This is a genomic window from Lysinibacillus mangiferihumi (assembly GCF_003049665.1).
GTDB classification, from domain to species: Bacteria; Bacillota; Bacilli; order Bacillales_A; family Planococcaceae; genus Lysinibacillus; species Lysinibacillus mangiferihumi.
The window spans coordinates 34,869-47,064 of the sequence record NZ_PYWM01000024.1; the positions used below are offsets into that span (position 1 = coordinate 34,869).

The window sequence follows — 12,196 nt, forward strand, 5'->3', positions numbered from 1 at the left end:
CTACGCCTCCAATTCTAGTGTCATAGTTTTATTGACATAATCCCTTGAGATTGCTACAACATAACGTCTAATAGGAACTTGTGCATCATTTTTTATACCACCGATTGTACCTACTGCAACATCTACTGCGTCACCAACGCGAATCCACGGAATGTCCACGTGATCTTTAATCGTTTGATTTTTTTGTGGCTTCCCCTGCTCTTTTAAAATATTTTTAGCTGCAGTATTTGCTTCTGCAGGTGTGTTGTAATCAGAGCTATAAATAATTTTAGTATGGGTACCAAATGCAGTATCTCCTGTAACAGTTGTTTGCAATGGTGGCATTTTATCGCCTTTTACGACTCCATACACTTTCACAACCGTGACAAAATCATTAGATATGGTGTGAACGTCAGTGCCATCCTGCGCAGCCCTACTGTCTAGTACATAAATTTTTTGATTGCTACCACGTGTAACGATTTCAAATTTCCCTTTTGTATTGCGAATAACCGTCTTAACTCCTGTTTTCTGCTCTGACTTTTCTTTGTATTCCAGAATTTTAGTAGTTGCTTGGGATTTGACCATTTCTTTACTTAACATGCCACCTATACCTTCAAATTTGCCAACAGGCATACCAATTCCCGACAGTATTGTTTTGATTCTGCCGTCCGCTGTGCCGTCTGGAAAGTAGTAAATTATATCGTTTCCAACTAGTAGCTGATTGCTGTTTGAAACAGTGCTGTTTATCGTAAAATCAGAAGCATTAGTCTGCCAGGTTGTGAATGTACCACGGTAAACTTCCGTCCAATCTGTATCCTCATCTTTTGCTTCAATCATCATTCTGCGTGCCAAATATAAATCTTCATGAATCCATAATCCGTCTATCTTTTCATTTTTAACATGTAGATCAACCGTATCAACTAAGCCTTCATCAGTACTTGTAAATGTGGCCGTTTCAATCAAATCTGTTATATCTTTTCGTTTTCCATTCGGAGGAAAAAGCCAAAAGCGATATTGAACAAAATCTGTGTTGTAGGTCTTCACTTCAACCACCCTGATGGAATCACCAATTTTTCACCTGGATAAATTAAATTAGGGTCTTTGCTCTTTAAAGTAGATTTATTGAGATTATATAACTCAGTCCAATCAGCAACTTTACCTGTATAACTTCTAGCTATTTTTGATAAACTATCATTTTTTTTCACAACATAGGTTTTTGCTAACGGTGTTGTAGGTCGCTTTTTTTGTTCAGTAGACGTTTTGGTTGCGTCATATACCTTGATGTCAAAGTCACGCCATTCAGTAAATTCAACAGTATATCGTATCATTCTCCCTCCACCACTATAATCAATTGAGAAATTATTAAGATATACCATTTCATTAATAGTGGTTTCTGATACAATTAAGCGCAATTTTTTATTGTATGGTTGGCGACTTTCTTGCCAATCTCTAAGCAATTCTTCAAACTCAAAGGGAGTTATATCAGAATACATAGGTATATCAAAGCCTTCATCTGGAATAAGACCAGAAAGAGGGTATTGATAAGCATTCCTTCCCTTTGGTCGTGGCTTGTCACCACTTACAATGGTATCGAAGCCTTTTTCAACAGTTGAACCAGATAAACTTAATTCATTTGGTGTCATAGGTAATGTGATTTCTTTCTTATTTTGGTCATCTATAATTTTTACAAGGTATGATTCCATCACGTCACCACCTATCGTTTAGCCAGTGCAGCTACTATCTTTTCGTACAGTACAGGAATGATGGTATTTAATATTTCTTCTGCAGACATGTTGTTACCTTGTCCTACTGTGATGTCTCCTATGTTAAATGTTAGACTGTTTCCTCCACTATTAAAGCTGTTAGATGCCGATTTCGCCACACTTTTAGATGTACTTCTATTTGATGTATTATCATCAAACATGCCTAATGCTTCGCCTGTCTGTTGCCACAATGCTTTTGAGCGTGAAGAACCATCCCATGGAATCATTGCTTCTGGAACGCCAGCTTCAGCTACTAAACCAAGATGAGGTTTTGTAGCAATACCTCCTCTAGCATATGGAACAGGAGATCCATAAGGTGATTTATTAGAAGTTTTTGTAGGCCTTTTATTAGCTTTGTTACGACCTAATTGAAAACCACTCTTTATTTCTCCCCAAGTATTGGAAGCCCAAGATTGTACTTGGCTCCACTTGCTAGACCACCATTCAGCACTAAATAGCGTTGCGGCCGCATTGCTTTTCGCTTTTTCCCAAACATCTGAAAAACCAGCTGTTGTTTCTGAAGCCCAATTTTTCACACTGACCCACTTACCATTCCACCATTGACCATTAAATAGAGTTTCCGCCGCATTGTTTTTCGTCTTCTCCCATGCGTCTGAAAACCCATCTATTGTTTCAGATGTCCAATTTTTCACATTTCCCCATTTACTGTTCCACCATTCGCCACTAAACAAAGTTGATTCTAACTTACCCCAAACAAATCCTGCTTGTTCACCCCACCAACCTGCGTTAAAAATAGTTCTTCCGGTAATTTCTTTTATGGATTGCCACTTACTAGACCACCATTCGCCATTAAATAAGGAGTCTTCAAAAAATTTATAAAACTCATCGCCACCAAGTCCACCGATGATCGATCCAATGATTCCACCACCGATTGTGCCAAGTGGACCAAGGAATGATCCAACAGCCGCTCCTGCTGCACCTCCTGCAGCTGCTCCAGCCCATCCTGCACCGATTTGAGGTAATGCTGAAAAATCAATACCGTCTTCACCAACTAGATTTAACAAAGATAATGCTCTTAGTGGTCCACCTAGTTTGCCTAGTAATTTCAAAGGACCGCCACCGCCACCAGGTGCTTGACTCATAAATCCAAGCTTACCGCTTCTGCGTTGTCTTTTATTTTCTTTTTTCTCAGCACGTGCCGCAGGTTTATTCTCCTTTTCTTCGGCACGAGCCATACGACGCTTAATTCTGCGTTGATTACTTTCTTCGAATTTTGCCTGCCTTTTAGCACCACGTTCATCTGATTTTTTTGACCAATCGTTGAACTTTTTACCTTGTCCAATTACGGCTTTTCCGCCTTTGTATATTGCTTTTCCTGGGTTATAAATAAGTTTTTTGCCTAGATATGCCGCTCCGGCTGTTGTAGCAAGCGCACCTAATGCTGACTTACCTGTTTCTAAACTAAAAACATCCTCTTCCATGTTCTTTAAAAGTTCTTTCCATGATGTAGTGAATAATTGTGCCCCACCTTGAATACCAAGCTTAATACCCTCAACAATACCGGAACCAATAGTCTTTCCAATCTCTATTGCCACTCCACTTCCTGTATCCTGCCACCATTCCATTAACTTCGGTTTGATAGTTTGATTCATATAAGCACTTACATCACTGGAAATAAAGGATATTTTCCCTTTCAAGTCCAGATTCATAAAGTCGGGGTTTTCTAAGTAGCGTCTTTGAATATACCCAAATCCTTTTTCAAGTGTAGAAAATATCCCTTCCGATAAATCTTCTCCATGTCCCATCGCTACAGATTTCCAACGTGCCCATTTTTCTTGATTATCTGCTAACCATTGGTTTATGGCATCAAGACGTGGTTTCATAGGCTCCAAAAAACCTGTACCGATTGAGCGCATAAACGAACCACGATAACCTCTTAATGTAGCGAGTACACCCGCTGCTGTTTTAGATAATTTTTCTGCTCCGCCCTTGAATTCTTTTTCAAGTTTGTCGAGTAATTTTTCCCAACCACCCATTTCATCCATGTCTTTTTTAGTTATTTTTAATCTAAAACCTTCTAGCATCGCGTTATTACCCACTTTGGAGCTAGCGATAGCTTGCATTGCATCTTCTACAGTTCGACCTGGCGTTAAAGCTGCCATGTCTGAAGCAATGCCAAGTAAACGTTTAGATTTAGCAATATCTTTATCTGATATAGAAACTGCTTGCGTGAGTGCGGGGAACAACTCTGGTGAACTAAATGGCGTATAATCCGCAAATTCACCCATCCATTTTGTAAGTTCCTTCGCTTGTTTAACATTTCCATCGAGCCAATGCTGCATTGACACTTCATATTGTTCCCATCTCATCGCCGCTCCGACTGTAGAATCACTTAAGTTTTTTATACCGACATAAGACAAACCAATTGTTATCAGAGTTGGAATAGACGTAACCATATTCTTGACACCGTGCAATATCCCAGTAGCACGATCAACAGCATAAACGGTAAGCCTAATAATTGGATCACGTCGGAAACCATCCCATGTACCATGCACACGATTAAGTACACGAGTTGCATTATCTTTGACTGCTACCTCAACAGTTGCTTTAGCACGTTGCAAAGCCTTCATTTTGCTACCGAACGATTCAAATACTTTGATTGTGCGTTGAAACCGTTTTTCTGTTTGCTCTGCCGATTTCCCTACTTCTTGAACACCTTTAGATGCATCTTTAGCAGATTTAGCAACACCATCATGCGACTTATCAACCTTTTTAGAACTATTGGAAAGATCATCTTGTGCTTTGGCACTGTCTTTCGCTTTCTTTTTGATTTCATCTAAAGATTTACTCGCTCTATCCAATTGTTGACTGTACTCGTCTATAGCTACAATTGGAATTTCCACACGGTATGCTTCCACCTTTTGCATTCAATTGCCCTCCTTTTTGGATTATTTGCCACCGAATATTTTGGAAATCATCTTTATACGGTCAGCATCAGAATTACGGTCTTCTTTAACAGCTTGGATAATACTTTGATAACAAAAATTCCGGACGGTATCACTCTTTGAGAGGATTTCGTCCGGAGTTCGTCCAGTTCTTGTAAATATTTCGTGCAGGAGAGTTAATTCGCCCCCTGCGTTTATTAGTTTTTTAGTGTTTCACCTAGTTTTAAATCATTGTCTCGACCTGAAATGCGTTCGATATAGCTTGCAATTTCCTCAATTTCCCCTGCTTTAAGAACTTTAATCACAGTTTGATAGCCAATTGTTCCAAAGCGTTTTTTCACTTCTGGGCTACTCCAAAATTCTTTCTTATGCTCCGATGTAGTAGCTTCGAAAATAATCATTGCCAAGAAGTTTTCTGTCTTGAAATCTACCATTTTCCGCAAGCCCTTTTTCTCTTCGAAAACTTGGTTCATTTTTTCAAGTCTATCAAACTCTTTAATAGGTAATGGTACTACATCAAAAGTAAAGAAATCTGTTCCATTTCGGCTTACAGTAATCGGATAGATTTTACTTTCTACGTCTTTGGAGGCAGCGAATAGCCCATCTAGACCTCCAATATTATTTTCCTTCTTAATTTCATCAATTAAGCCTTCTTCATATTGTAAAACCTCTTGGCGTTCTTGTTCTGTCATTGATACTTCTTTCATTGCTATTCCTCCCTAAAAAATAAAGAGGTTTCCCTCTCTTTGGTCGCTTTACTATGCTGTGTGTCCATAAAGTACGCCTGTGAACGTCAAACTATCACGTCTTCCTGGGTGCTTCAAGCCGCTAAGGATTTGAGCAACACGTCCGTCATTTACGACTGCTTCTGTAAATTCTACAAATGCTGTATACCCCGTGGTAATACCCATTACAAGAGCTTGACCAGCGGGCTGAAAATCATCTGTATTAAAACTGATGCGTAGCTTCCACTCTTCAACTGATAACAACGGGTTCCCTTCTTGGTCAAACAGCATCCCGTCCATCCCTGTCAAAATATGACGTGGATCATCTGGATTACCGCTACCCGATTTTAATTCTTCTTGTAAGCGTGGTGGTAAGTTCACTCGGAATGAAAATGATCTTTTTAATATCTGTCCAGAAGTAACGGATGCAATATCCAAGTCACCTTCTGGCATACAACCTTCCATTACATAACGACCATTACTAGCCATTAACTATTGCCCCCTTTAATATTTAAATTCTGCAGTATTGTAGACTTTTTCGAGTGAATCAAGGTCAACGATGTCCTTGAACACAAACCAAGCCGAATCACCTTTTGCTGGACGTTCAGGGTCAACAATCATCTTACCGCTCGATAGTGCACCATCACGAATCATTTGCTGAATCGTAGAATCACCCAGTTGACAGATAAAAGCTCTTGTATCTTCCGAATTATCCACCCCAGGCCGAATCGTTTTATCTATTTTGTGCAGTATTTCCTCAATCAAATAGAAACGAGTTTTCACACGGCGGATTTTTTTCCAACCAGCATCTTCATCCTCCGATAATGATACTAGCGTATTGATACCTCGTTCAATTTGAACGAAGCCTTGTGGATTGTATGAGAGTGTCATTAAACCATTTTCATTAGCTTCGCCATATTCTGCATTGGTTGGTTCTCCAATCAGTTCAACTGATCCATCAATAATTCCAAAGGTTGCGCCAGTTTTGTATGATGTGGAAGTAACCATACCAGCGATACGTGCGGCAATTAATGGACCTTTTAGGTCTACTTCTGCCGTTTTCGCACCGTTTCCAATAAGATGGGTTAGAAAACTATTATAAGTTTTCGCTTCTGCAATACTCGCCTCAACCGATGCTTCTGGGTCTTCTGTTGCTAAGAACAACAACGAACGCCCTCCCTCTTCTAATCTACGACGAATGAATGAATTAGCAGCTGCTTTAATACCCTTATCCGTTGTATCTAGGAATAATGCATCCCAAAAACGTTTGTTGATAGTTTCGAAATTCGAAACGTAGTTTTCTGCCGTTGTTGTAGGATTTTTGCCACCCGTAACATTAGCTGTAATGCCAATTGGAATAGTAGTCGTATCACCACTTACAAACTTTAAGTATTTACTTTTTGCAATTGATTCTTTCAATGCTTCTACTTCATTTGCTGACGTCTCCACTGTATGACTTTCTAGTCTGTGGCCATCTTCCATGATGATAAAATCTTTTGATTTACCGTCAATAGATTCACGTGTGATGACTGTATACTCTCTATCTGTTTCATACAACGTTTGGAATACGAGTGTCTTAGTGTCTTCTTCTGCTTTAATTGTGATTGTCCCTTTCGCTCCGCCATTTCCAACACGCAACACCCAAACATATGTCGCTCCACCTAAAAATGCTTGACGTATAGCTTCAGCTCCTACACCTGTACCGACAACCTCTTTTAAATTGTCCATTTGCGAGCGTTCAACGCGAAATGGCTTATTTAACTCTCCCCAATTGAGCTGGGTAACTGTTGCACAAACACCTAGTTGCACTGCACGTGGTTCTGAGCCCCCTGCATTAATCCAACGGACAAATATACCCGGTCTTGGCTTGTTTTCTCCTAAACGCCATAGTAAACCAATCATTTTTGCTCCACCTTCCTTTCTTTAAATTCATTAATAGCTTTTAAAACTTGGCTTCTCGAATATTTTTTATCCTTCATTTCAGCCATTGCGCCTATAAGCACATACTGACTTACTCCGAAAGCAGACGGCTGTTGCATGATTTCTTCACGCGGGAACATCGATTCTTCCTTTAGTGGTGTTGATTTTTTCGATTCAACTTTACTTCCCGTCATAATGCCATTCTCCTTTCACTTTCCCATCACTTACATAAGCATTTTTAAGCATTGGATATTGTTTAATATCAAGGACACCATATCGGACATTCAACATTATTTGTCCCTCTGCAAAAGGGTTATAGCCATCATTAGAAGAAACATCTCTAAATAACATTACAGACCCGTCAGACAATTCTGTATGACCTCCTGCCATTAGTTTACGAACAATTATTTCTGTTGCTTGTTGACGCACTTCTAACGATGGGCTAATAATATGACCTCGCAATTGTGCATTAATAAAACCTCCCCAACGTCTCGACTCAACGTTTAACACTTGTGCTTGTCGCCAATAAACTGCTGGTTTAGCATCGGACGGTAACCACTCTTTTGGATTAGTTTGATAGTCAAAATGTCTGTTCGTCCATTTGACCATACCGTCAATTGGGTCTGGATTTATTTCTGAATGGGTACGCCAATTAAGTGCCACAACACTAAAATTCATAGACTTTGTATAAGCATCCCAATCTTCAATAATCATGTCCTCTGTGCCTGTACCTGTATATTGCAAATAGTAAGGTACTTGATCCACAACAATGATTGCGTAATTGATGGCTTGTAAAATTTCCTTTATCAGATTATCCAAATCGGTCAATGACGCACGTTCGACATATGGCCATACTTCAAATGTTGTATTTTTATGGTCAAACGAATTTGATTCATTACTGATTCCTTCACGGACAACTAAAAAAGGCTTCGGAATATTATTATCCGCAGCCCCTGGTTCCCACACTTCACCATTAACACTTACTACACATTGAACTAATAGATCACGTATTACATCACGTATTGTCTTAATCATGGCGACCAATACTCCTTTATAGCTTGCTCAACTTTATCCTTCTTCGCTTCTACCGCATTCATAAGGACCGGATTCTTTTTGATTCCCTTAACGCTTTTTGCGAATATGTCATTACCGTTCATCTTAAAGTGCAAAGCTTGTGCCTTAACTGGCACGATTGGACTTTTTTTCGGTCCATAAATACCTGTACCTGTTTCATGATAAGCTCCAACCTTTGAACCATGTGCTACGTAAATCACAAATTCGTTACCTACACCATCCACGCCACCGTGAATAGCTCTTCTTGTGTTTCCTGTTCGGTCAGTCCATGATGCCTTTGCTTTAGCTTCTGAAACTATATCATTTGCGATAGCTTGACCAAGTGTGTGCATACCTGCTTGTTTTCGTTTAATCTCGTCCCGTATACGTTCAAGTGACATTAAATCACCCTCTCTATCAAGACCTGTTTTCCAACTTTACAACCATGAATAGATTTATTATTTACTAGTTTCACTTCATATTTTTGACCATCATGATAAAATGTATCTTTTAGTTCTGTACTTGCTTGAATATCAGCATCCCAAGAAGCTAATAAACGATAATAACGGTCAATCTGGCGTTCTCCAATTGTTTCTACCATTCTATTTTCAGAACCACCCACAGCGTAAATACGTACTATTTGGGGCTCTAGTGTTTCGTTAATGTTAACGATTTTTCCGTTTTCTCGAATTTGACCTTTGCGCTGTATGATGATGCTAGACGGATTTTGCATAATGTTCCATGCCGTGTGACTACGACGCATTGTTACTATAGGATTCATAAAATCTTTGGCGCCTTAAAAGAAAGCACAAAAGAGCCGCCATCATAGCCGCCCTCGCATTCATTTTCAAATTGTTCCGCTAGCTCTAACATCTGATTACGCATATTGACGTAATAACTGTACAAATCATTTAGCGCTGTCATTTCGTATTTTTCGTCACCATCTGAGTACGATTTTACGCCCCCCATATCCTTTTGAATACGAGTAGCCTTAAGCATCCAAATGTGTGCAGCCATTCGGTAAATATTTGGAAACGATCGATACATTTTGAAATATTGCTCATCTGTAAACATTAAGGCTTCGCATTCTGTATCATCCACTAAGAGCCGTAACTCATCAATGTCTAGTTGTTGTTTCTCACAACTCACATTTACCGCCCCTTTCTTTAATCACGACCAGGTAAAATGATTTTTTGAACGTTTTCTTCAATAGCTGCGAATACACCGCGGAATGTATAACCAACCATTGTGTCTTCAATTAATCGTGTAATATCACCACCGCCAAATTCTATGCGTAATGGCACTTTGACAAGTTCTTTGAATCCACGCTTCGGACGAATTAAAAATGCTTCACCTGGTTTAACACCGTCAAATGTATATTCCGTATCACCGACTGTTTCTGTATCGCCATCATAATAAATGATTGTGTCGATACCAGAAATGGCGCGATAGTTGGTTGCCATGATAGTAGCACCTTGTAAAGCTTCTTCAATTCGAAATTGGTCTGTTGAGTTAGCCAGCAGGATATTAGCGGGGCGTTTAGCTGTGCGTGCATCAACTATTGCTTGCTTTAACGTTTCGCGCATTGAAAGGTAGAGGTTAGCTGTACCAACCGTACCATTCGAACCGTCAGATTTGATGTACTTAGGCTTGGTAGTATGCGTGTCTTTGTATTTAAACTGTGCAATTGGCGCTAAATGAAGGTGGTTAAGTAAGATGTTGTGTGCTCGTCCAAACGCACGATTAAAAATGTCAATTAGATACACTTCATTAAACAATTCTGTTTCCTTTGTCCATTGGAAACCTCCTGTGTATCCTATTAAGCGTGCAACTGGTCCTTCTTCCGCGTTCAATGCACCGAACTTAACTTCTTCACCTTCCAAATGCTCTAAAAATACTATACTCCCATAATTAGCCCACTTCGCTTCTAGCAGACGTGGAAAATTCGGATTTGTCATAGTGTCATAGATAGGATTGTAAAGGAGAGGCACTTCTTCACGGCCTAACTCCACGTCAAGGACTGTCTTTTGCGCAAGTGTACGCTTGATGTCAGTTGAAATAATCATCTCACCCGATAGATTATCAAGTTGGATATGGTCAGCTTGTCCTCCCTCTACCGTACGTTTAATTGTTTCTGTTTTTCCATTAAATACATATGGGATGTTACGTGTTTCACTTCGTTGTCGGCTTGCTTGTAGCATTGAGCCTTTTGAAATAACATTTACCATGTATTATTGTCCTCCCTCATTGATAAGTTCTATTACATGTTGCTGTGGGGCTAATAGTATCCATATAGCTCCTCCAGATGTTTTTGTACGCGTCACTTTACCAATAAAGTATGGTGTATCGGTTTGAACAACCTTTTTCGCATCATCGTCCCAATAAACAACTGTACCAACTTTGTAATCTGCTCCTTCATCAATCTGCTTTGTTTCATATTGTGCTTGCTCAATAGTTAGTGTAATTTCATCACCAGCTACGCCTTCACGCTTACCTGTATCTCCAGTATCTTTGTCTTTTATGGCTGTTACCATTCCAAAAAAACCTTGTGCGTATGCCAATTCGTGGACTGCAACGGCTCCATCTGCAATGACTTTGACAGAATCACCGTCAGCAACTTTCCCACGCTTGCCAGTATGTCTTACCGTTGGGTATGGACGTAATTCTTTCATTTTGTTCCCTCCTTAAAATGACGCACGGGTTACACGTGCATTCTTAATTTGATTTTGTTGCTTGTCATCTTTCATTTCACCAGTCAGTACTGTACTGCCAGTAGATTCATAACCACTTAACAATGTTTTGACAGCGACATCCTCTAAAAACTTATCCATTTCAGCAGAAAGTACTTTTTCATCACCTTTGAATTGTTGGCAATGAACAGCCCATAATTTCCCGAGTGGCGTCTTTTCATCCAGGAAGTTTTTAACAGCGCTCTCATTGTTGATTTTCTTTCCAATCATTTCACCAATAATCCGCTTGGATTGTACTTGTTCGTATTTTTTAGCTTTTGCTTTCAAGTCCTTCACAACTTGAATTGCATCCATTTCACCGCTAACGTTCAGTTCCTTCAAAACACCATCCATTTGTGCATGTTGCTTTTTAAATGAATCGTCCATTTCACCAGCTAATTGCACTGCACTTACACCCAATGCATCAACAATCATTTTAGGTGTGATCTGCTTTGTTCCGTACATCTTTTTAATTTGTACCAATACTTCTTCTGGTTTCACTTCAATTCCTCCTTTGTCTTCATCTACATTAACCCCATGCATTTCACCCACAGCCACAATACGTGTAGGCATTCCCATACGGTCTAATGGTGTCCAATCAATTGATAGTGGATCATAGCCTACAACATGTGTACTACCATTCGATTCCGCTAAGTGTGCTTCACCAAATACCGACACTTGTTTCACCACATTTCCACGGATCCATCGTTTCAATTTGACTGCAGATGCATCTACAACACCACGAAAATAGGCTGCATCTTCTGTCATTTTCGCTCCCACCCAATGCGTAACAGGGTCAGGAAATTCGTTTGGTACATCTTCGGGCTTTTGGTGTCCAAGGAAGCCGTGTAGCGTGCGCTCATTAACAGCATCCACAATGTCCTTCAATGCCTCATGCGTGTAATACCAACCACGCTTTGATTGCGATACAGGGATTTCAACAACAACTTCTAGCGGGTCATCATCACCTTTTTTTAATGCTTCAATGTCCACTGCACTTGAAACAGCAATATCCTTTACCTCCATTTCACCTGTGATACGTGCCACAAGTTGAGCTAATTCTTTAAGTTTTTTCGACAATCAGTTCACCTCCTCTCATCGAAATAAATTTATAGTTAGCT

The 12,196-nt window shown here is 39.7% G+C and carries 14 protein-coding genes; all 14 read right to left on the bottom strand.

Annotated elements, in window-relative coordinates:
- The 14 genes from C9J37_RS19770 to C9J37_RS19835 all read right to left on the bottom strand — a co-directional run bounded on the left by C9J37_RS19770 (position 1) and on the right by C9J37_RS19835 (position 12,155).
- Complete coding sequence (locus tag C9J37_RS19770; RefSeq protein ID WP_107896739.1) at positions 1–1,023, bottom strand: XkdQ/YqbQ family protein; 1,023 nt, start codon at positions 1,021–1,023, stop codon at positions 1–3.
- Positions 1,020–1,682 carry a LysM peptidoglycan-binding domain-containing protein gene (locus C9J37_RS19775; protein WP_107896740.1) on the bottom strand — a complete coding sequence of 221 codons (663 nt, stop codon included), beginning with the start codon at positions 1,680–1,682 and terminating at the stop codon, positions 1,020–1,022. The genes C9J37_RS19770 and C9J37_RS19775 overlap by 4 nt, the downstream gene beginning before the upstream one ends.
- 11 nt (positions 1,683–1,693) lie before the next feature.
- On the bottom strand, positions 1,694–4,630 hold the full coding sequence (locus C9J37_RS19780) for a hypothetical protein (protein WP_107896741.1): 2,937 nt from the start codon (positions 4,628–4,630) through the stop codon (positions 1,694–1,696).
- A 215-nt stretch (positions 4,631–4,845) separates the two neighbouring features.
- Positions 4,846–5,355, bottom strand: a complete 510-nt coding sequence (locus C9J37_RS19785; protein WP_107896742.1) for a phage tail assembly chaperone — start codon at positions 5,353–5,355, stop codon at positions 4,846–4,848.
- Between the two features lie 51 nt (positions 5,356–5,406).
- A complete protein-coding gene (locus tag C9J37_RS19790) occupies positions 5,407–5,862 on the bottom strand; it encodes an endoglucanase (RefSeq protein WP_107896743.1) in 456 nt (151 codons plus the stop codon).
- 15 nt (positions 5,863–5,877) lie between these two features.
- A complete protein-coding gene (locus C9J37_RS19795) occupies positions 5,878–7,275 on the bottom strand; it encodes a phage tail sheath subtilisin-like domain-containing protein (RefSeq protein ID WP_107896744.1) in 1,398 nt (465 codons plus the stop codon).
- A complete protein-coding gene (locus C9J37_RS19800; protein ID WP_107896745.1) occupies positions 7,272–7,487 on the bottom strand; it encodes a YqzN/YkzM domain-containing protein in 216 nt (71 codons plus the stop codon). Before C9J37_RS19800 ends, C9J37_RS19795 begins: the two co-directional genes overlap by 4 nt.
- The gene (locus C9J37_RS19805; RefSeq protein ID WP_107896746.1) at positions 7,474–8,328 is read right to left on the bottom strand and encodes a hypothetical protein; all 855 of its coding nucleotides are present in this window, start codon (positions 8,326–8,328) and stop codon (positions 7,474–7,476) included. Before C9J37_RS19805 ends, C9J37_RS19800 begins: the two co-directional genes overlap by 14 nt.
- A complete protein-coding gene (locus C9J37_RS19810) occupies positions 8,325–8,747 on the bottom strand; it encodes a hypothetical protein (RefSeq protein ID WP_107896747.1) in 423 nt (140 codons plus the stop codon). The genes C9J37_RS19805 and C9J37_RS19810 overlap by 4 nt, the downstream gene beginning before the upstream one ends.
- Entirely contained in the window at positions 8,747–9,127 is a 381-nt protein-coding gene (locus C9J37_RS19815) for a hypothetical protein (RefSeq protein ID WP_107896748.1), read from the bottom strand. Before C9J37_RS19815 ends, C9J37_RS19810 begins: the two co-directional genes overlap by 1 nt.
- A complete protein-coding gene (locus tag C9J37_RS19820) occupies positions 9,124–9,495 on the bottom strand; it encodes a hypothetical protein (RefSeq protein ID WP_107896749.1) in 372 nt (123 codons plus the stop codon). Before C9J37_RS19820 ends, C9J37_RS19815 begins: the two co-directional genes overlap by 4 nt.
- Positions 9,496–9,512: 17 nt before the next feature.
- Positions 9,513–10,574, bottom strand: a complete 1,062-nt coding sequence (locus C9J37_RS19825) for a hypothetical protein (RefSeq protein WP_107896750.1) — start codon at positions 10,572–10,574, stop codon at positions 9,513–9,515.
- A gap of 3 nt (positions 10,575–10,577) precedes the next feature.
- Entirely contained in the window at positions 10,578–11,018 is a 441-nt protein-coding gene (locus C9J37_RS19830; protein WP_107896751.1) for a capsid cement protein, read from the bottom strand.
- Positions 11,019–11,030: 12 nt separating this feature from the next.
- The gene (locus C9J37_RS19835) at positions 11,031–12,155 is read right to left on the bottom strand and encodes a hypothetical protein (protein WP_107896752.1); all 1,125 of its coding nucleotides are present in this window, start codon (positions 12,153–12,155) and stop codon (positions 11,031–11,033) included.
- Positions 12,156–12,196 lie beyond the last annotated feature (41 nt).